The organism is Haloterrigena salifodinae (assembly GCF_003977755.1).
GTDB lineage: Archaea > Halobacteriota > Halobacteria > Halobacteriales > Natrialbaceae > Haloterrigena > Haloterrigena salifodinae.
Genome location: NZ_RQWN01000003.1, coordinates 589,975 through 608,766, shown reverse-complemented (window position 1 = coordinate 608,766; position 18,792 = coordinate 589,975). Strand labels below are relative to the sequence as shown.

The 18,792-nt window shown below is 65.7% G+C and carries 18 protein-coding genes and 2 pseudogenes; 9 read left to right on the top strand and 11 right to left on the bottom strand.

Annotated elements, in window-relative coordinates; genetic code table 11:
• Positions 1-56 precede the first annotated feature (56 nt).
• From EH209_RS17510 to EH209_RS17495, 4 genes are all read right to left on the bottom strand, one after another.
• Positions 57-605 (bottom strand): hypothetical protein, encoded by a 549-nt coding sequence (locus EH209_RS17510; protein WP_126664128.1) that lies wholly within the window; start codon positions 603-605, stop codon positions 57-59.
• A 9-nt stretch (positions 606-614) separates the two neighbouring features.
• Complete coding sequence (gene uvrB / locus EH209_RS17505) at positions 615-2,681, bottom strand: excinuclease ABC subunit UvrB (protein WP_126664127.1); 2,067 nt, start codon at positions 2,679-2,681, stop codon at positions 615-617.
• Between the two features lie 83 nt (positions 2,682-2,764).
• On the bottom strand, positions 2,765-4,120 hold the full coding sequence (locus EH209_RS17500) for a sodium:calcium antiporter (RefSeq protein ID WP_126664126.1): 1,356 nt from the start codon (positions 4,118-4,120) through the stop codon (positions 2,765-2,767).
• A 266-nt stretch (positions 4,121-4,386) separates the two neighbouring features.
• On the bottom strand, positions 4,387-4,581 hold the full coding sequence (locus EH209_RS17495; RefSeq protein WP_126664125.1) for an HVO_2922 family protein: 195 nt from the start codon (positions 4,579-4,581) through the stop codon (positions 4,387-4,389).
• Between the two features lie 139 nt (positions 4,582-4,720).
• On the opposite strand from EH209_RS17495, the gene EH209_RS17490 reads away from it, so the two are divergent.
• Positions 4,721-4,987 carry a DUF7553 family protein gene (locus tag EH209_RS17490; RefSeq protein ID WP_008893354.1) on the top strand — a complete coding sequence of 89 codons (267 nt, stop codon included), beginning with the start codon at positions 4,721-4,723 and terminating at the stop codon, positions 4,985-4,987.
• Between the two features lie 337 nt (positions 4,988-5,324).
• Here the strand turns inward: EH209_RS17490 and EH209_RS17485 are convergent, their stop codons facing one another.
• The 3 genes from EH209_RS17485 to EH209_RS17475 form a co-directional block, all read right to left on the bottom strand.
• A complete protein-coding gene (locus EH209_RS17485; protein ID WP_126664124.1) occupies positions 5,325-5,741 on the bottom strand; it encodes a DUF2267 domain-containing protein in 417 nt (138 codons plus the stop codon).
• Positions 5,742-5,994: 253 nt separating this feature from the next.
• A complete protein-coding gene (locus EH209_RS17480; protein WP_126664123.1) occupies positions 5,995-6,501 on the bottom strand; it encodes a hypothetical protein in 507 nt (168 codons plus the stop codon).
• 116 nt (positions 6,502-6,617) lie between these two features.
• The gene (locus EH209_RS17475) at positions 6,618-7,142 is read right to left on the bottom strand and encodes a hypothetical protein (RefSeq protein WP_126664122.1); all 525 of its coding nucleotides are present in this window, start codon (positions 7,140-7,142) and stop codon (positions 6,618-6,620) included.
• 238 nt (positions 7,143-7,380) lie between these two features.
• Here EH209_RS17475 and EH209_RS17470 point away from each other — a divergent pair, with 238 nt between their 5' ends.
• Positions 7,381-7,830 (top strand): DoxX family protein, encoded by a 450-nt coding sequence (locus EH209_RS17470; RefSeq protein ID WP_126664121.1) that lies wholly within the window; start codon positions 7,381-7,383, stop codon positions 7,828-7,830.
• Positions 7,831-8,101: 271 nt separating this feature from the next.
• Here EH209_RS17470 and EH209_RS24190 read toward each other — a convergent pair whose 3' ends face one another.
• Positions 8,102-8,263 (bottom strand): DUF7556 family protein, encoded by a 162-nt coding sequence (locus EH209_RS24190; RefSeq protein WP_008893349.1) that lies wholly within the window; start codon positions 8,261-8,263, stop codon positions 8,102-8,104.
• 130 nt (positions 8,264-8,393) lie between these two features.
• Between EH209_RS24190 and EH209_RS17465 the strand changes: the two genes are divergently transcribed.
• The 6 genes from EH209_RS17465 (at position 8,394) to EH209_RS17440 (ending at position 14,537) form a co-directional block, all read left to right on the top strand.
• Positions 8,394-9,248 carry a CBS domain-containing protein gene (locus tag EH209_RS17465; protein WP_126664120.1) on the top strand — a complete coding sequence of 285 codons (855 nt, stop codon included), beginning with the start codon at positions 8,394-8,396 and terminating at the stop codon, positions 9,246-9,248.
• Entirely contained in the window at positions 9,241-11,025 is a 1,785-nt protein-coding gene (gene glyS, locus EH209_RS17460) for a glycine--tRNA ligase (protein WP_126664119.1), read from the top strand. Before EH209_RS17465 ends, glyS begins: the two co-directional genes overlap by 8 nt.
• A 101-nt stretch (positions 11,026-11,126) precedes the next feature.
• Positions 11,127-12,113 (top strand): acetamidase/formamidase family protein, encoded by a 987-nt coding sequence (locus EH209_RS17455; RefSeq protein WP_126664118.1) that lies wholly within the window; start codon positions 11,127-11,129, stop codon positions 12,111-12,113.
• A 194-nt stretch (positions 12,114-12,307) separates the two neighbouring features.
• Positions 12,308-13,447 carry a bacterio-opsin activator domain-containing protein gene (locus EH209_RS17450; RefSeq protein ID WP_126664117.1) on the top strand — a complete coding sequence of 380 codons (1,140 nt, stop codon included), beginning with the start codon at positions 12,308-12,310 and terminating at the stop codon, positions 13,445-13,447.
• A 46-nt stretch (positions 13,448-13,493) separates the two neighbouring features.
• Positions 13,494-13,850: a HalOD1 output domain-containing protein gene (locus EH209_RS17445; RefSeq protein ID WP_126664116.1), complete on the top strand. Its 357-nt coding sequence runs from the start codon at positions 13,494-13,496 to the stop codon at positions 13,848-13,850.
• Positions 13,851-13,946: 96 nt separating this feature from the next.
• On the top strand, positions 13,947-14,537 hold the full coding sequence (locus tag EH209_RS17440) for a dolichol kinase (RefSeq protein ID WP_126664115.1): 591 nt from the start codon (positions 13,947-13,949) through the stop codon (positions 14,535-14,537).
• A 53-nt stretch (positions 14,538-14,590) separates the two neighbouring features.
• Here EH209_RS17440 and EH209_RS17435 read toward each other — a convergent pair.
• A pseudogene (locus EH209_RS17435) lies at positions 14,591-15,433 on the bottom strand (ABC transporter permease subunit).
• Positions 15,430-16,364: pseudogene (locus EH209_RS17430) on the bottom strand (ABC transporter ATP-binding protein). Before EH209_RS17430 ends, EH209_RS17435 begins: the two co-directional pseudogenes overlap by 4 nt.
• A gap of 152 nt (positions 16,365-16,516) precedes the next feature.
• Between EH209_RS17430 and EH209_RS17425 the strand changes: the two are divergent.
• Positions 16,517-17,737 (top strand): MFS transporter, encoded by a 1,221-nt coding sequence (locus tag EH209_RS17425; protein WP_394343707.1) that lies wholly within the window; start codon positions 16,517-16,519, stop codon positions 17,735-17,737.
• A 19-nt stretch (positions 17,738-17,756) separates the two neighbouring features.
• Here the strand turns inward: EH209_RS17425 and EH209_RS17420 are convergent, their stop codons facing one another.
• Positions 17,757-18,680 carry a hypothetical protein gene (locus tag EH209_RS17420; protein WP_126664113.1) on the bottom strand — a complete coding sequence of 308 codons (924 nt, stop codon included), beginning with the start codon at positions 18,678-18,680 and terminating at the stop codon, positions 17,757-17,759.
• Positions 18,681-18,792 lie beyond the last annotated feature (112 nt).

Here is an 18,792-nt window from a genome sequence, read left to right as displayed (position 1 = left end):
TTCAATGATCTCATTCCCTTCGTTAGGTGGATGAATACGTCTCTTCGAGCGATCCGTTACGATTCGTCCGATTCGGCGTATTCGAGTTTAGCTTCAATGCGGGAGGGAAAGTCCAGAGAGGGAAGTTCTTCAGCGATATCTATTCCGTTCTCTGATAAGTACGACTGCACTGCCCAGTGTGCGTAGTCGAACTCCTGCTCCATATCCCACGAGAGGAACTCACTCTGTGAGTGGTTCTCGTACGTTTCGAGGGCCATTCGGTAATAGTCCGCAGTTCGTTCGGAGCGGGTGAGTAAATAGGCGTCACCGATCCACTCATAATATAGCCCTTGAAGAATTCGGTCCGCTCGAGAGTCAGCGTCGACAGCACGCTCGATCAATGTCACGACGACGTCACGAATCGCCGTTGCACGCGTCTGGTTGCCTGCACGTGCGTCTGCGCTGATGGCTCTAAGCAGCGTCGTGAATCCGACTCGGTACTTCGTTCCGAACTCGAAATCTGCATCATTCAGTTTGGAGAATCCCGCGTCGGTGTAGAGCACCGCCGCCGAGGCTAACTCGCCCTTTTGCTCGAGAGACAATGCCTGATCGTATGCAGAGCTCATGGATGTTGCTCAGAACTCCTCGGTCGGCGGCGCGATCCCCTCGTCCTCGCCACTGCCTCCGAGTTCGAACTCTTCTCGGACCTCCCGAATCCGGTCGCGGATGTCCGCCGCCAGTTCGAACTCGAGGTTGCTCGCCGCTTCGTCCATGCGATCCTCGAGTTCGGCGACGTAGCGTTCGGCCTCCTCCTCGTCTTCGATCTCGCGGCCCGAGACCTGCGTGGTCTCGGTCTTGCTGCCGGGGAGGTTCGTCTCCCCGACTTCCTTCTGGATCGTCGTCGGTTCGAAGCCGTGTTCCTCGTTGTACTCCTGTTGGATCCGGCGGCGACGCTGGGTTTCCTCGATCGCCGACTCCATGGCGTTCGAGGGGTCGTCGGCGTAGAGGACGACCTCGCCGTTGACGTTTCGCGCCGCCCGACCCATCGTCTGGACGAGCGTCGTTTCGCTGCGGAGGAAGCCTTCCTGATCGGCGTCGAGAATCGCCACCAGCGAGACCTCGGGGATGTCCAGCCCCTCCCGCAGGAGGTTGATCCCGACGAGGACGTCGATCTCGCCCAGACGCAGCGAGCGGATGATCTCGTGGCGCTCGAGGGTGTCGGTCTCGTCGTGCATGTACGCGACGTCGACGCCGGCCTCCTCCAAGTACTCGGTCAGGTCCTCGGCCATCCGCTTGGTGAGGGTGGTGACGAGGGTCCGTTCGTCACGCTCGATGCGCTCGTCGATGCGGTCCATCAGGTCGTCGATCTGGCCGCTGGCCGGCGAGACCTCGATCTCGGGGTCGACGAGGTGGGTGGGTCGAACGATCTGTTCGACGATCTGGTCGCTTTCCTCGCGCTCGTAGTCGCCCGGCGTCGCCGAGACGTACAGCGTCTGGTTGGTCTTCTCCTGGAACTCCTCGAACGTGAGCGGCCGGTTGTCGTAGGCCGTCGGGAGTCGGAAGCCGTTCTCGACCAGCGAGTCCTTACGCGACTTGTCGCCGGCGTACTGCCCGCGAACCTGGGGCAGCGTGACGTGGGATTCGTCGACGACGGTAAGGAAATCGTCCGGAAAGTAGTCCAGCAGCGTGTAGGGCGCCTCGCCGGACTCCCGATCCGACAGGTAGACCGAGTAGTTCTCGATGCCCGAACAGTAGCCCGTCTCCTGCATCATCTCGAGGTCGAAGCTCGTCCGCTCCTCGATGCGCTGGGCGGCGATCATGTCACCCGTGCGCTCGAAGTAAGAGATTCGCGAGTCCAGATCGTTCCGGATCTCGTCCATCGCCTCCTCGAGAGTCGTCTCCGGGATCGAGTAGTGCTCCGCGGGGTGGACGAGGACGGCCTGCTGGTCGCCCTGGGTCTTCCCCTCGAGTGGGTCGACCTTGACCATGCGGTCGATCTCGTCGCCCCAGAGCTCCACGCGGACGGCGTAGCGGCCGTACATCGGGTAGATCTCGACGGTGTCGCCCCGCACGCGGAAGGTGCCCTGCGTGAAGTCGACGTCGTTGCGCTCGTAGTTCAGGTCGACGAGCCGCTTCAAGAGCTCGTCGCGGCCGATCTCCTCGCCGACCTCGAGTCGCAGGGACATGTCGACGTAGTTGCGCGGATCACCGAGGCCGTAGATCGCCGAGACCGAAGCGACGACGATGACGTCCTCGCGGGTCAGCAGCGAGCGCGTCGCGGAGTGGCGCAGCCGATCGATCTCGTCGTTGATCGAGGCGTCCTTGTCGATGTAGGTGTCGCTCTGCTCGACGTAGGCCTCGGGTTGGTAGTAGTCGTAATAGGAGACGAAGTACTCGACGGCGTTCTCGGGGAACAGGTTCCGGAACTCCTCGTAGAGCTGGGCCGCCAGCGTCTTGTTGTGGGCGATCACCAGCGTCGGCTTCTGGATTTCCTCGATCAGCCACGAGACGGTGTTCGTCTTCCCGGAGCCGGTCACCCCGAGCAGGGTCTGTCTGTCCATCCCCTGTCGGAACCCCTCGGCTAACTGCTCGATCGCCTCGGGCTGGTCACCCGCGGGCTCGAAGGGCGCGTCGACCGTAAACGGCCGATCGACGTCGGGACGATCCGGCTGGAGGGGGCCTCGAGAATCGGAGTCGCTCATTAACGGGATCAGGGCCTCGAGCTACTTTACGCGCTCGCATTACGCGACGCGCGAACGCGGGCGGAGGCGACGACGGACGAGACTCAGTCCGCGTGCTCTCTCTGGGCTTGGGCGGTCCCGAGACCGATCGCCGCTCGCGTGGTTATCACGGTCCGCTCGAGGAGCTCGCGGACGCTGTCGCGTCGCCGGAGGAATAAGGCGAGCCCGAGCAGGACGTACACGGCAGTGTAGCCGTAGAGGACGCTCATGCTGAGGTCCGTCACGACCGGCTCGGAGTACGTCCGGATGACGTAGAACTCCGCGAGGACCTGCGTTCCGAACAGTCCGAGCAACGCGAGCGCCTCGCGGGTGCTGATCTCGAAGTTCGTCAGGATGGCGATCGCGAAGAAGCTCTGGGCCGCGGTGATCCAGATCTCTGCGACCTGCTTCGAATCGAACGGGAGCGTCCCGACGTGCCCGGCGGAGATCGAGTAGACGACCGCGAGCGTCCCGATGAGAAGCGTCCACTGATTGAGCTTCGAGGAGATGAGCGCGTTGAATCCGGCGGTCGTCCGCGCTTTGTTCACGAGGTAGGCCACGACGATCAACTCGGGGCTTTCCGAGGCCAGCGGGGCGAGCCACTGGATCATGAAGAACTCGGGGACGCCGTACTGGAGCCCCATCTGCTCGAGCCCTTCCGCAAACGGGTGCACTGCAGTGAAGATTATCGCCCCCGAAAACGCGAATCCGAAGAGGACGACTGCCACTCGCGGGATCTTGGGGAAGCCTTGGAAATACGCGGGCACACCGACGTGTTCCTCGGTTTCCTCGACGTCGCTCCGGATGATCACGAGGAGATAGATCAGATAGAGGCCGACGAGAACGAGCGTATCGACGATCCCGATCCCGCCGCCGAGCGGGACGAGAAACGCGAACACCGTCGCGACGAGCAAGAACACGATCTCGAGGGAGATCGCGCGGTCCAGCGTGACCGCGTCCGTGAGGACCCCCGAGCGGTGTTCGACCGCCGGATCGGCCGTACGCTTCGCGCGGTAGATGCTGAACAGCGCGATCCCCGACCAGCCAAGCCCGATGAGGATCCGGTTCGCGCCGGTCATGTTCGCGACCGCGAGGTTGCCCGCTTCGCTGGAGCCGGCGCCGGCCTGCCAGGCGTAGAGCGCGTCGACGGCGTACTCGGGGGCCACGGCCAGCACCGCGAGCACCGCGATGGCGAACGCCTGCGGGACGTCCTTCTCGGCGGTTTCGGCCGCCCACGCGAGCAGGAACGCCGCGCCGAGGATCGCGGTTCCGGCGACGAGGACGGCGATACCGGCCGCGATGTTTTCACTCGGATGAACGGTTCCGTAGCCGCCATGGGAAAGGAACGTCCCGATCCACGGAACTGTCAGGAATAGCGTAACGATGACGGCGACGAGCGGATGGCGTAACCGAGACGACATGTATGTAATAATGACGAGGACGTCCCCCCATATAAGGCACAAGATGTGTCTCTTCCCGTCGATTTCGAGAGTCTCGAGGCATCGAACGCGCTGAATCGGGGATTTGTCGACGTTCGGAAATCTGCCCGTCTCACGGGCTTCTTCGACGAAATTCGGCCGTTTTGGAGATAGAGTGATGAAAACGTCAGTGTTGGATCCGATGGCTCGTCTGGATGTCGTCCCGGCGGGACGACGTTTCGAATCCGTTCGCCGACCACGGCGCCGCCTCAGTCGTCCGTCACGAACTGGACGTCCGCTCCGGCCGCGCTCCGTTTGACGCTGTTGATGCCTCGCTTGACCCCCTGTTTAGACGCGTAGCCTTCGCCGCTATCGGCGATGATGTTCCCGTTCGCGGCGACGAGACGCCACCGCCACTCACCCGCCCTGTCCTGAAAAACCTCGAACGTCGCCGTACTGGTCATTCACCAGCAAGGTACCGTCGGTCGCCACTAATAGCCTTCCATACCCCGGAATCAACTCGTGCGAGCGTCGTTCGGAGTCCGAGCGGACGTGGCTATTGCTCGCCCAACCGTTATGGGTCATCTCGGTTTGGATTCGACCATGACCGAGCAACTCCAGCAGGCCCGCGACGACCTCGAGGAAGCGGCCAAATCGGCCGACGACGACGTTCGCGACGACATCCGCGAGACCACCGACGCGTTCGCCGACTACGTGATGGGCGACACGACGCCCGATCACGCGATCCTCGACGAACGGCTCAATACGCTGCGACAGGTCCGCGAGGCGGCCGACGGCAACACCAAGGACAAGGTCGAGGAAGCGATCGAAGAGGTCGAAGACTACCGCGAGCAGGTCGACCAGGCCTGAACCGGGCGTTCGAACGACTCGAGACGACCCGAGACGACTCGTTTTTCGCGGGGGTTCGACCGACCTCGTAGCGACTCGAGTAGCGATCGATCGCAATTCGACCATCGGCGCGCTGCGTCGCGGCGAGCGGTAGCGAGACGCGACGCGACTCGCGAGGGCGAGTGAGCGGACGGGCGAACGGCCGACGGCCGTGAGCCAGCGAGCGAACGAGTCGGCTGGGGAGGGTGTGGAACTCCTCGTTGCCAGCGCGAGGAAAACGAGTGGCGATTCTCTGATCAGTTCGCTCCGAGACACCAGTTACCGTCGGTTCGACGCTTCAAGAGACGACGCTCACTCACTATCGCTCTCGAGGCGAGCGTTCGCTGACGTCGATGTCGACGTCGGTCTCACCCAGCAGGGTCTCGAAGCCGTACTGTTGGAACTGGTCGACGACCGCGGAACGCTCCGCCTCGTCGACCGACTCGAGGAGCGTCGCCAGCACCGCGGTCGCGGCGCGCTCGCCGGTCACGTCGAGCGTTTCCATGCGCTGGTCGACCCGCGAGATAAACGCTTCCTCGGAGAACTGCTCCCCGGGCTCGCCCTCGGTGAGGTGCTCGCTCAGGTCCGGGGGCAGTTCGGCTGCCAGATCGTCGGCCTGATCGGCGCTCAGGCGTTCGCCGAGCGTCTCGAGGACGGCTCGCGTGGCGTCCGTCGCGCCGTCGTCGTCGGCTTCGGTGCGGTCGCTGACTGTCTCGACGATGGCTGCCCGTTCCATGGGCGTCCCCACGCCCACTCGCTTCCTGACCCTTCGGGCGGCAACTGCCGGGGCCGCGACGACGGGACGCCGGCCGCTGCGACGCCGACCGCGAACTCGAGGCCCTAGCTCCGAGCGCCGGGGACGGACTGCGCGAGCGCCTCCCCGAAGTCGAGTTCCGCGAGCCGCTCGCGCAGTCGCTCGCCGTTCTCGTCGTCGACACGTTCGAGGACGTCTCACTCGCGCGACTGGGAACGAACGGAAGGCAACGACGTCACTCGAGGACCGACGACGGCCGTTTGAGGTACACCTCCTGCTCGGTCACCCGCTGGTAGAGGTCGTACAGCGTCTCGACGGCGGCCTTGTCGGGCTCGAACCGGATGTGTGGCGCGCCGTAGTAGCCTCGACAGCTGACCAGAAAGAAGTACAGCGTCCGGTGGTGGGCCGGCGTCGCGTCGACGACCCCCATCGAACGGCCGCCGAGGTCGTCCGAGAAATCGTTCAACAGCGCCGCGATGTCGTCGGCCAACTGCTCGTCCGGACGGTATCGGGGGACGCCGAACGTCTGTTGCATGTGCGTCGTCGCCGCCTCGAGGAACGGGTTCGCGTCGAGTCCGGTCGGGTCCACGGCCCGAAACGTCTCGTACAGTTCCAGGACCGCCGTCAGTTCCTCGCGCGCGACCGCGATCGGAAACACGGGGTCACCGCGAGGCAGCGAGTGGTCCGGGAACGCGTGCGATCGAGGGTCCGGCAGCCGCGAGAACACCTGCTCGAGCGACATATGTGCTGTCACGGCACACCCGAGTAAACGGTTACCGGTGGTCCCGCTGAGCGTCGGCGGGGGTCATCGACCGCTCGAGACAGAAACGGGCGCGACTCGAGCCGGATGGCCTCGACCTACTCAAGGCGGATCGTCGTCTCGTCGCTGGGCCGGTGCCGATCGGCGCCGGTCGCGACGAACGCCCGGAGCTCGTAGGTGCCAGGATCGGGGACGACCGACTCGCGGCGGTCGCCGTCGGTGCGCTCGAGGCGGCCGTTCCAGGTCACTTGCACTCGTTTGCGCTCGCCGCCGCGGAATCGAAACGTCGAGGGACGTTCCGGGACGTAGCGGCGCTCGTCGCTGCCCTCGAGGTCGCCGTCGATCGTCCATCCCCAGCGGCGCCGCCGCGGCGTCGGCACGGAGACGGGCACCGGCAGCCGATTTTTGAAGTCGACCGAGATGTCGACCGGCTCGTCGCGAGCGTAGACCTCGCGGTCGGTCGCAATCGAGACGGCGACCGCGCGTCGGGCCAGGGCTGCCGGAACGAGCGACGAGAGGAACGTCGCGATCGTCGGCCGCGAGTCGTCGCGCTCGAGGCCGACGGCGTCCGCCGTCCACGGGCGCTCGGGGCCGCCGTCGCGTCGGGGGTCTGGACCGTCCATCGATCGGACGCTCGGTCCTCGCGTACTAAAATCGTTGGGCGCTGCGGATCGGTCGTTCGACGCGGACACTCACGGTCGGACCGAATTCGAGGAGCCAGGGCAAGCATCGAGATCGCGATTCACAGGTATGTGATTCGCTCTCGATGTCACCGAGGATAGCCGATAACACCGCCGTTACCAGGGGATACAGATGTCCGAGAACGGCTATTACGGTTCGGTTACTACAGCAGGTTACAGAATGATATCTGCTATCGAAACGGTACCGCTACAGAGTTTCGACGGCCCGCTCGCGGCCGAACTGTTCCTCGTCGCTCGGATCCTCTTTGGCGGCGTCCTCGCGTTCACGGGCGTGAATCACTTCCTCGACCTCGAGGGCATGGCCGGCTACGCCGAGATGAAAGGGATTCCGGCGCCGACGGCCTCCGTCGCCCTCTCAGGGGTCGTGCTCGTGGCGGGCGGTCTGGGCGTCATACTCGGCGTCTTCCCCGCGCTCGCGGCCGGCGCGCTCGCCGTGTTCCTGCTCGTGGCGACGCCGACGATGCACGACTTCTGGGCCGTTCCCGAGGACCAGCAACAGTCCGAGATGACCTCGTTCCTGAAGAACGTCGGCCTGCTGGGCGCGTCGCTGACGCTGGTCGCGCTCGGCGCCCTCGAGTGGCCCTACGCGGTCGGCCTCGGCCTCTTCTGAACGTCGCGTACGGTATCAGGAATCGAACCGCTCGTTTTCCGACGGCTCAAGCGTCCCGATCGACGGTCTACTCGAGCAGCGGTTGCAGCCGGCGACGGCGTCGTCCCGTTGTCGCGTCGGCGAAACCGTCGGCTGCCGCGCTCGAACGACAGTAGTCGTGACTAGCCTCGTCAAATAAGCCGTCGAACGGAACCGGTACGCAGCCGATCACCGGTGACCGGCGCGCGACCGAGCTCGTCGACGGAACAGAAATCCCGTTTCCCACCCCCAATTATCGCCATGCCGGAAGCGTCGGCGCGTCGTCAGCCTGCATGGAAAGCCAGGCGCCATCGGCCGAGATATCAGCGATGACGTACTCCGTACTCGAGTCCGTCGAGTCGATCGAACCGACGACGGTGTCGTCGGACGTCATGGCGTGGGGGTTCGTCGCCATGTATGTTATTCATTCCCAACCACATATAAACTCATCGAATCGAACTATCAGCTCGAGTGACTTGTTGGTGCCGGTATCGCGGGCGCACGAAACACTGGGTTTATACTCATTTTCGCCGTACCGTGGGGATATGAACGTAGCCGACGCGATGACGCCCCGCGAAGACGTGGTAACCGTCGAACTGCCGGGTTCGCGCTCGGACGTCCTCGAGTACCTCCAAGAGCGGCCGTTCTCGTCCGTTCCGGTGCTCAAATCGACCGAGGACAGTCTCGAGTACAGAGGGCTGATCTCCCGCGACGCACTGATCGAACAGCCCGACGAGGACCAACTCGTCATCCTGATGGACGAGGACGTCCCGACGACGACGGCCGACACCAGCCTCGAGGACGTCGCGCGGACGATGGTCGAGGACGGAGCGCGCCGCGTGCCGGTCGTCGACGGGGAGTTCGAGGGGATCGTCACGGTGACCGACGTGATCCACGCGATCGCGGCGGGCGACCAGGAGACCGAAGGCACCGTCGAGTCCTACGCGAGCGAGGACGTCAACACCACCTACGAGGGCGCGCCGCTCCCGGTCGCCGAGCGGGAACTATCCTACGCGAACGTCCCCTACGCCGTCGCGCTGGACGACGACGGCCGGATGAGCGGCGTCCTGACGGAGGTCGACGTCATCGACGTCGCCCGCATCGTCGAGGGCGAGGAGGAGACCGGCGACAACTTCGGCGACCAGGACGACGACTGGTCGTGGGAGGGGATCAAGGCCGTCGGCAGCCGCTATCTTCCCACGCGGGACATCGAGATTCCGGCCGAGCCGGTCAGCGCGTTCATGAGCGACGACGTGGTGACGGTCTCGGCGCAGACGTCGATTCAGGAGGCCGCCCAGCGGATGATCAGCAACGATATCGAACAGATCCCGATGGTCACGGGCGAGGACCTCGTCGGCATCGTCTGTGACGTCGACCTGCTGGAGGCACTCTATGAGTGAGCAAGAACACGCGGACGACACCGGGAGCGTGACCGCGGCGACGAGCGAGAAACTGGTCGAACTGGCCAAGCGGCGGGGCTACTTCTTCCAGTCGTCGGGCGCCTACGGCGGCGTCGGCGGCTTCTACACCTTCGGCCCGCAGGGCGCGGCGCTGAAGGGGAACGTCGAGGACGCCTGGCGCGACCGGTTCGCGGTCGCCGAGGGGAACATGGAGATCGACGCGCCCACCATCATGCCCGAGCCCGTCTTCGAGGCCTCGGGCCACCTGGACGGGTTCGACGACATGCTCGTCGAGTGTCCGGAGTGCGGCGAGAGCCACCGCGCGGACCACATCGTCGAGGACAACACCGAGTACGAGGACGCCGAGAGCCTCCCCATCCCCGAAGTCGAAGAGGTCATCGCCGAGTACGAACTCGTCTGTCCCTCCTGCGGGGCGGGACTCGCGGGCCAGGCCGTCGAAACGTTCAACCTCATGTTCGCGACGAACATCGGCCCCGGCGACTCCGACCCCGGCTACATGCGCCCCGAGACCGCGCAGGGCATCTTCGTCGAGTTCCCGCGCCTGAAGGAGTACGCGCGCAACCAGCTGCCGTTCGGCGTCACCCAGATCGGCCGGGCCTACCGCAACGAGATCAGCCCGCGGCGCTCGATCATCCGCACCCGCGAGTTCACGCAGGCCGAACTCGAGTACTTCATCGACCCCGAAACGGACGAGCCGGACCTCGAGTCCGTCGAAGACGTCGAGGTGACGCTCTACCCGGCCAGCGAGCAAAACGCCGAGGACGGCGACGAGATCCGGACGACGATCGGCGACGCCGTCGAGGACGGGATCATCTCGAGCCCGTGGGTCGCCTACTTCCTGGGCGTCGCCAAGCCGTGGTACGACGCGGTCGGCGTCGACATGGACCGGTTTCGGTTCCGCCAGCACCTCTCGGGCGAGCAGGCCCACTACGCCAGCGACTGCTGGGACGCGGAAAGCGAAATCGACGGCAACTGGATCGAGATGGCCGGCTTCGCCTACCGGGGCGACTACGACCTCTCGAAACACGGCGAGCACTCCGACGACCGCTTTACGATCTTCAAGCAGTACGACGAACCGAAGACCGTCGAGCGCGCCACCGTCGACCCCGACATGAGCTACCTCGGTCCCGAGTTCGGCGGCGACGCGCAGGCCGTCGTCCAGAAGCTCGAGGACCTCGCCGCGCGCGATCGCTCGGCGTTCGACGGCGACGCCGTCGAGATCGACCTCGAGGGCGAGACCCACGAGATCCCCGTCGAGAAGACCGGCTTCGCGGTCGAGGAGCAGACCGAGGCTGGCGAGCACATCACGCCCCACGTCATCGAACCCTCCTTCGGCGTCGACCGGTTGGTCTACACCGTCCTCCACCACGCCTACCGCGAGGACGAGGTCGCCGACGAGGAGCGAACGTATCTCGAACTCGAGCCGGAAGTCGCGCCCACCTTCGTCGGCGTCTTCCCCTTACAGAACGACGACGAACTCGAGGCGCAGGCGAACGAGATCGTCGCGGACCTGCGCGAGGTCGGCCTCTCGGTCACGTACGACGACTCGGGCAACATCGGCCGGCGCTACCGCCGGCAGGACGAAGTCGGCACGCCGTTCTGCGTGACCGTCGACTACGAGACCGTCGAGAACGAGGAGACGACCGTCACCGTCCGCGAGCGGGACACGACCGACCAGAAGCGGCTGCCCGTTGACGACCTCGCGGAGACGCTGTCGGCGATCCGAGAAGGCGACCTCGAGTTCGACGAGCTGTAACGCGGCGTCGACCGCGTTTGCCGTCTCGATCGGAAATCGAGATTTGACGCCGCTACCGGCGAGATACCGTTTTATCCCATGATGTCGTACCGAGTATCATAATGGAAGCCGAAGAGATCGCAGTAGACCATCGGATCGACGCCGACGACGACACCGTTCACAGCGACTGGGACAACGGACGCAAGCCGGCTCTAACGGTCGAACCGGGGGACGTCGTCCGGATTTCGTGTCGGGACGCGACGAACGGACAGCTCAGCCCGACGTCGACGGCGGCGGACGTCGCCGCGCTCGACATCGATCCGATCCACGCGCTGACCGGCCCCATCGCGGTCGAGGGCGCCCGACCGGGCGACGTCCTCGCGGTCGAACTGCTCAAGGTCGAACACGAGGGCGTCGGCTACACGCTGGTCCTCCCGGGATCGGCGGAGCTCGGCGTGTTGGCCGACGAGTTCCCCGACCCGGCGTTGCACGTCTGGGATCTCGAGGGCGACATCGGCCACTTCGTGGACGGGATCGAGGTACCGCTGAATCCGTTCCCCGGCATCGTCGGCGTCGCGCCCGCCGAGGACGGCCCCCACGGAACGTTTCCGCCGCGGGACGTCGGCGGGAACATAGACGTCAAGCAGCTCACGGCGGGCTCGAGGGTCTATCTTCCCGTCGCGGTCGAGGACGCCCTGTTCAGCATCGGGGACTGCCACGCCGCACAGGGGGACGGCGAGGTCTGCGGGACCGGCATCGAAGCGCCGATGACCGTCACCTGCCGGTTCGGCCTGCGCTCGGACCGCTCGATCGACCGGCCCCAGTTCGAGACCGCGGGCCCGTTCACCCCGACCGGTCGAGACGAGCCGATGTACGGGACAACGGGCATCGCCGACGACCTGATGACGGCGACCAGACGAGCCGTCCGGAGCATGGTCGACCACCTCCAGAACGAGCGTGGACTCGAGCGCGACGACGCCTACATGCTGTGTTCGGCGGCCGTCGACCTGAAGATCAACGAGGCCGTCAACGCGCCGAACTGGGTCGTCTCCGCGTACCTCCCGGAGAGCATCTTTCCCGAGGCGAAGCAGCGACCCACGCGTGCGTGACGACCCCCCGATAGAATCCCATTTATTCGTTGGTCTCTTCTCACTCGTATGGAGCAGCGTCAATTCGCCGAGACGCCGTCGAAAGGGGGCGAGCGCGCGCGACTGTTCGGCGGTGACCGGCGTGACCGCGACCGTTCCGGCGAGAGGGACAGCCGAGGTCGAGGAAGCGTCCGACCGTACGGGGCGATGGGACGGTGACGGAGTCCGCCGAGAACGACGAGACCGAGGAGTCGGTCGACCTCCAAGAAGACAAGTTTGTCCGAACCCCGCCCGAGGATCTGGCTCGGCGGGTGTTCGACGTGAACCCGGTCAGCACCGTCGTGATCGATTCGGCGGGCAGCTACGCCTTCGCGAACGAACGAGCGGCGGAAACGCTCGGCCGGACGAACGAAGATATCGTCGGCCGGTCGTACGCCGAGACCGAGTGGAACATCTACTACGACGACGGCTCGCCCGTTCCGGTGTCGGAAAACCCGGTTACGCAAGTTCTCGAGACGGGCGAACCCGTCTACGGCTTCGAACACTGGATCGAACTCCCCGACGGCTCCGAGCGGTGGCTCTCGAGCAATTCGGCGCCTGTACTGGACGACGACGGGAACGTGGAGTACGTCGTCGTCTCCTTCGAGGACGCGACGGCGCTGAAGCGCCGCGAGGAGCGGTTGACCAGCGACCACGTCCGGCGCCTCGAGTTCCGCACGGACCGGACCGCGGTCCCGCCCTCCCTGCGGGTCGCGGACGACGAAATTCGACTCGAGGTCGACTCGGTCGTCTCGCTGCAGAACGGGACGACCGTCCAGTACATGGGGACATCGGACCTCCCGGCGAGCGAGTTCGTGACCGCCGTCGAGGAGGTGCCCCACTACCACGACGCGCGGTTGCTCAGTTCGATCGACGGCTACCATCGCGTCGAAGCGAAGGCGGAGTCGGCGACAGTCTCGCAGGTGTTTCCGGACCTCGGCGGTCGCGCCCGCGCCGTTGTGATCGCTCCCGACGAGGTCCGGTTTCTGGGCGAGTTGCCCGGCGACGTGGATCCCCGGCAAGCCGCGTCCGGGATCCGGCGGTTCCACCCCGAAGTCGAACTGGTCTCCGAAGACCTCGTCTACTCGCCCCAGTTGCTGTACGGCGTCGTCGCCGACGCGCTCACCGAGCGACAGTTGTCGGCGCTCGATGCCGCCTACTTCGGCGGCTACTTCGATACGCCCCGGACCAGCACCGGCGACGAGTTGGCCGACCGCTTCGACGTCACGCGCCAGACCTTCAACCAGCACCTACGAAAGGCCCAGCAGACCGTCTTGCGACACCTCTTCGAGAAGTCCGGCGCGGACGCACGCTGACTAGTCAGCGTCCGCCCTTACCACGGCCGCTTGCATACTGTGCCCAATGGACGAGGATACGATCCACTCGGACGTCATGCCTTCCCGACCGATCGGCGAGGACAGCGTCGGTCACGATCCCACCACAGAGACGTTTCACACTCGCTTCGACGTGGCGCTCGAAACGAAGCACGGTACGGTTACCGACGCGCTCACCACCGCGATCGTCGAGAACATCGGGGCCGTCACGGACCGCGATCCCTGTACCATGGCGCCGCTGTTCACGACCGTCGACCCCGAGTCGCTCGCCGATCTCGTGACGTCGACTCGCGACCATCCCCTCACCGTGAGCTTTTCCTACGAGGGCTGTCACGTGGTCGTTTCGAGCGACGGAACCGTCGTCGTCAAACTCGCTACGGACTAATTCGGCTCCCGCGGACGGGGTGGATCGGCGTCCGAACACGGATCGTGTCGAACGTAACCGACGGACTGAAGGTCGTTACCTTCGACGGGAGACCTGATGGCTGACGAACTAAAGCGACGAGCCGTCCACGCGAGCGGGGCGGGACTGGTCGCACTCTATCTCCTCGCCGCTCAGTTCGATCTCGGACTGACCTGGGATCGATTTCAGCTCCTGATGGGCCTCCTCGCGGTCGGAACGATCGCCCTCGAGTTCCTCCGGCTGTACGTCGGCGTCGAGTTGTCGCTCTACGACTCGCTGACCCGGGAGTACGAACAGGACCAGTTCGCCGGCTACGGCTACTACATGCTCAGCATGACGGTCGCCGTGCTGTTCTTCGAGCCGCGGGTCGCTCTCCCGTCGATGTTGATGCTCGCGATCGGCGATCCGATCAGTGGGACCGTCTCCGACGACAGCCTCAAGTTCGTCAAGGGGCCGAAGGTGTTGGTCACGATGTTCGTCGTCTCGACGCTCATCGCCGCGCTCTTTCTCCACGAGACGCCGCTGGCCGTCGTCGCGGCCGCGGTCGGGGCGACCGTCGCCGACGGCGTCAAGCTCAGGATCGGCGATTTCATCGTCGACGACAACCTGACGATCCCCATCTACGCCGGCCTGCTGGCCACACTGGTACTCGAGTTCGGACCGGTCTGAAGTCCGTCAGTCGAATTGTACGCTCTCGTTGTTCGAACCGCTTTCCGGCCACCTCAGAGATCCGTCGTCCGGAACCGCCAGTAACCGACGCCGAGCGCGAGGACGATCCAGCCGGCCAGTACCGCGACCGCGAACGCCGGTCGCTGGTAGAACGCGGGGTCGACCGGCGGGGTGACGAACGTCCCTCCCTCGAGGTCGGGGAAGAATCCGGCGAGCAGATAGGTGTACGCCGCCATCGGGTTCAGCGCATCGACGAAGGTCACCCACTCGGGGGTCGTCGCGGGCCACGAGAAGCCGTGTCGGACGTAGAGGACGATCTGCGGAAACTGGGCCCACAGCTGGAAGAAAAACAGGACGAAGACGCCGAAGGCGGCGATCGTCGCCCGCGTCGAGGTGCGAACAGTCGCCGAGAGGCCGACGGCGAGCGCGGTGAACGTCACGGAAAGCAGCGCGAGGGCGCCCGCGACGCCGCCGAACTACACGGGATCGACGGAGAGCCCGACGACCAGGCCGACCGGAACGGCGGCGACCAGCGAGACGCCGATCGCCGCGCAGATGACGAGGCTCCGCGCGAGGAAGGTTCCGAAGACGACCGTGGCGCGATCGATCGGGAGACCGAGAACGACCTTGAGGGCGCCGCTCGAACGCTTTTCGACGACCGTGGACGCGAAGAAGCCGAGCGCCAGCAGCGGCGTCAGCATCGAGAACAGCGCGTACAGTCCCGTCGTCAGGTCGGGCGCGCTTCCGGACAGCTGCGCCGCCGTCCGGCCCTCCGAATAGGTCAGGAGCGCGCCAAGGAGGACGTAGATCCCGACCAGCAGGTACAGCTGCCGCTCCCGGAGCGTATCGCGGAGGTCCTCGCGGACGAACAGCGCGAGGGCGGCCAGTCGACTCACTGGGCGACACCTCGCGTGTAGCGTTCGAACAGGTCCTCGAGGGAGGTTTCGCTGGTCGTGACGTCCCGGACGGTCGTCGGCGAGTCGTAGAAGGCCGCGACGACCGCCGCCTTCGTTGCGTCGTCGCAGGCGACCGTCACCGACGGCTCGTCGATCTCGACGCCGACCACGCCCTCGAGGGCCCGGACGTAGTCGACAACGTCGCCGGGAATCGAGGAGAGTTCGAGCGTCACGGCCGCCGAGCCGCCGGCCGACTCGCGCAGCGCGTCGATCGAGTCGACGGCGACGAGTTCGCCGCCGTCTAAGATCCCGACGCGGTCGCAGACCGCCTCGACCTGCTCCATGATGTGACTCGAGAAGAAGACGGTCGCGCCGCGCTCGTTTTCCTCGCGGACGATCCGGCGCTGGTGCGCGCACCGTTGGGATCGAGTCCAGTCGAGGGCTCGTCCAGAACGAGGAGGTCCGGTTCGCCCGCCAGCGCCACGGCGAGCATGAGCCGCTGGGCCATCCCCTTCGAGTACTCCGCAACGGGGTAGTCGGCCGGGCCCTGCATCCCGACGCGGTCGATGAGGTCGTCGGGGTCGTCATCGGCGTCCTTGGCGTCGATGGCGAACTCGACGTGATCGCGGCCCGTTCGGTCGCCGATCGGGCCGTAGCCATCGGGCAGGACGCCGATCCGGTCGCGGACGGCCGCGCTCTCGGTCGCGACGTCGTGGCCGAGGACGCGGACCGAGCCCGAGGTGGGGGCGGCGTAGTCCAACAGGAGGTCGATCGTCGTCGACTTCCCGGCGCCGTTCGGGCCGAGAAAGCCGAAGATCTCGCCGGAGCGCACGGTGAGATCGAGGTCGTGGAGGGCGGTGACCGTTCGGCTGCCGCGGATACCGAACCGCCGGTAGCGTTTGGTCACCCCGCGGAGTTCGATCGCGGACATACGATCGAAACATCGGTGAGATACTATTATCTTTTTGATGGGTTGGCCGGTGTCACCGATCGCGTGGCTCTGTGGGTTCCGGTATCGGCAACACCGTACCGTTCAGGAGGGCTCAACACCGCTTGCCTCCAACGTGGCGGCCAGTGTCTCGGTTGCAGCGGTTCGAACGAGTGTCGCGGATCCGATCGGTGCTCGCGGAGGGTCGCGGGAAGATCCTGTTCGCCGTCGCCACCGGCTGGTGTTTCTCGATTGGCGTCCGACTCACCTATCCCGTGTTGTTACCCTTCCTGCGAGAGGCCTACGGCCTCGACCTGACGACGGCGGGGTTCCTGCTGACGGCGCTGTGGCTCGCGTACGCGCTCGGACAGCTTCCCGGCGGGATCCTCGCCGACCGCCTCGGGGAGGGGAACATCCTCGTGGCGAGCTCGCTCGTCTCGGCGATAGCGGTCGGCGTCGTCGCCGTCGCCGACTCGGCGGCGCTGGTCTATCTCGCGACGGCCTGTTTCGGCTTCGGGACGGCGCTGTACGGCGTCGCCCGGTTCACCATCCTCTCGGACGTCTTCCCGAACAACGCGGGGACCGCGGTCGGCGTCACGATGGCCGCCGGTGAAGTCGGGAACGCCGCGCTCCCGCTCGCGGCCGGCGCCATCGCGACGACGCTGGCCTGGCAGTTCGGCTTCGGTATCGCCGCGCCCGTCTTCCTGCTGGTCGCCGGCCTGCTCTGGGCCGTCGTCCCCGGCCGAACCTCCGGCGAGGGTAGCGCCGTCGACAGCCTCTCGCTCGAGACCGTCCGGTACGTAGGGGCTCAGTTGCGCCGCCGGGAGATCGTCGTCGTGACGGCGATTCAGATCCTTACCTACTGCGTCTGGCAGGCGTTTACGGGCTTCTATCCGACCTACCTGATCGAGGTCAAGGGGTTCTCGGAGGGGGTCGCGACGGCGCTGTTCAGCGCGTTCTTCGCGCTCGGCATCGTCGTCCAGCCGACGACCGGGCGGCTCTACGACGAGTTCGGGATTCGACGGTCGTTGCCGATCGTTCTGGGCGTCATGGCCGTCGCGCTCGTCGCCCTCCCGTTCCTCGAGGGGTTCTGGCCGATCGTCGCCGGGACCGTGCTACTCTCGAGCATCCTGGGGTACGGGACGATCACGCTGCCGTACATGACCGCGGCGTTCCCGACGGACATGCAGGGAACGGGCGTTGGGTTCCTGCGGAGCACCTACATGACGATCGGCGCCGCGAGTCCCGTCCTGTTCGGCGCGCTCGCCGAACGAGGCTTTTTCGACGAGGGCTACGTTGTGCTGGCGGCGTTCGTCGTCTGCGCGATCGTGCTCGTTCGGTGGCTGCCGGAACTCTCGGTGGCCGCGTCGGACTGACCGGTATCCCGACGGCGTCTCACTGCCCCGCATCGGAGTTCTCGGGAACCGTTCCGTCCATCGTCAGCGTGCGCCCGTCGACCTCGAGGGTATCGACCTCGTCGGCCAGCGTCCGAAGCTCCGTGCGAACGTCATCGGTGATATCGTCGGGATCGTCGAAGACGAACGCCCAGGTCGCCGTCTCGGGGTCGCGCCCCGGCATCGACAGCCCCCAGCAGTAGATCTCGGGGATGTCGATGGCGTCGACGAGCGGTTCCAGATACTCGCCGGTGACGAGCGGCTCCTCAGGCAGCGTCTCGAGCAGGTGCGTCATCCACGGGTCGACGTCCTCGAGTCGGTCGCGGTCGCCGTGTCTGGCGTCGATCGGGTTCTCGTAGCCGGAGCCGAGGATGAGCGCGTCGTCCCCGACGGCGATCGGTCCCGCGGACGTTTCGTCGTCGGCGCCGTCGGCGACGGCGTAGCCGCCGTACTCGTCAGCGACCTCGTACCGGTCCGACTCCGCGAGTTGCGTCTCGAGCGCGTCGGCGTCGAACTGGCCGAGGACGACCTGCGTCGTCCCCTGGCTGACGAGCGCATCGACCTGGTCCGGATAGACGTCGAGCACCTCGATGACGGGAGAGTCGACGTCCTCTGCGGGCGGCAGGTCCGCCGTGTAGTCGAACCGGCCGTTGCTCTCGTTGCCGTCGTCGAACAGCCACTTTCGGAACTCCCGCGCAGTCGACCAGTCGACCGCGACCCCAGGGTCTGGCATCTGCTCCCGGCGGGCCTCGATGTCCCCCGCCGGAACGCCGTTGACCCGTTCGGTCGAGTCCTCCGTTCCGTCTTCGCCGTTCTCGTTCGAATTCCCGTTCCCGCCGTCGTCGTCGCTGCTCCCGAGACAGCCGGCGAGGCCAACGCCGGCGGCGACGACCACTCCGCGCCGCGTCGTGGTCCACTCAGTCATGGTTTCGAGAACATCAGTACTATTGAAAAGTGTGCGGTGGATTATCAGTGGACGAAGGGCGACGAAACGTAGTCGCTCCGGTGCGGTCTACCGACGATCTCGAGCGCCGGTG

What these genes read in the sequence shown, in the direction of transcription:
- EH209_RS17470 (WP_126664121.1), top strand. Translation starts at nt 7,381, where the DNA reads ATGATATCTGCTATCGAAACGGTACCGCTACAGAGTTTCGACGGCCCG.
- glyS (WP_126664119.1), top strand. Translation starts at nt 9,241, where the DNA reads ATGAGTGAGCAAGAACACGCGGACGACACCGGGAGCGTGACCGCGGCG.
- EH209_RS17485 (WP_126664124.1), bottom strand. Translation starts at nt 5,741, where the DNA reads ATGGAACGGGCAGCCATCGTCGAGACAGTCAGCGACCGCACCGAAGCC.
- EH209_RS17445 (WP_126664116.1), top strand. Translation starts at nt 13,494, where the DNA reads ATGGACGAGGATACGATCCACTCGGACGTCATGCCTTCCCGACCGATC.
- EH209_RS17480 (WP_126664123.1), bottom strand. Translation starts at nt 6,501, where the DNA reads ATGTCGCTCGAGCAGGTGTTCTCGCGGCTGCCGGACCCTCGATCGCAC.
- EH209_RS17455 (WP_126664118.1), top strand. Translation starts at nt 11,127, where the DNA reads ATGGAAGCCGAAGAGATCGCAGTAGACCATCGGATCGACGCCGACGAC.
- uvrB (WP_126664127.1), bottom strand. Translation starts at nt 2,681, where the DNA reads ATGAGCGACTCCGATTCTCGAGGCCCCCTCCAGCCGGATCGTCCCGAC.
- EH209_RS17465 (WP_126664120.1), top strand. Translation starts at nt 8,394, where the DNA reads ATGAACGTAGCCGACGCGATGACGCCCCGCGAAGACGTGGTAACCGTC.
- EH209_RS17495 (WP_126664125.1), bottom strand. Translation starts at nt 4,581, where the DNA reads ATGACCAGTACGGCGACGTTCGAGGTTTTTCAGGACAGGGCGGGTGAG.
- EH209_RS17500 (WP_126664126.1), bottom strand. Translation starts at nt 4,120, where the DNA reads ATGTCGTCTCGGTTACGCCATCCGCTCGTCGCCGTCATCGTTACGCTA.
- EH209_RS17475 (WP_126664122.1), bottom strand. Translation starts at nt 7,142, where the DNA reads ATGGACGGTCCAGACCCCCGACGCGACGGCGGCCCCGAGCGCCCGTGG.
- EH209_RS17420 (WP_126664113.1), bottom strand. Translation starts at nt 18,680, where the DNA reads ATGACTGAGTGGACCACGACGCGGCGCGGAGTGGTCGTCGCCGCCGGC.
- EH209_RS24190 (WP_008893349.1), bottom strand. Translation starts at nt 8,263, where the DNA reads ATGGCGACGAACCCCCACGCCATGACGTCCGACGACACCGTCGTCGGT.
- EH209_RS17510 (WP_126664128.1), bottom strand. Translation starts at nt 605, where the DNA reads ATGAGCTCTGCATACGATCAGGCATTGTCTCTCGAGCAAAAGGGCGAG.
- EH209_RS17490 (WP_008893354.1), top strand. Translation starts at nt 4,721, where the DNA reads ATGACCGAGCAACTCCAGCAGGCCCGCGACGACCTCGAGGAAGCGGCC.
- EH209_RS17440 (WP_126664115.1), top strand. Translation starts at nt 13,947, where the DNA reads ATGGCTGACGAACTAAAGCGACGAGCCGTCCACGCGAGCGGGGCGGGA.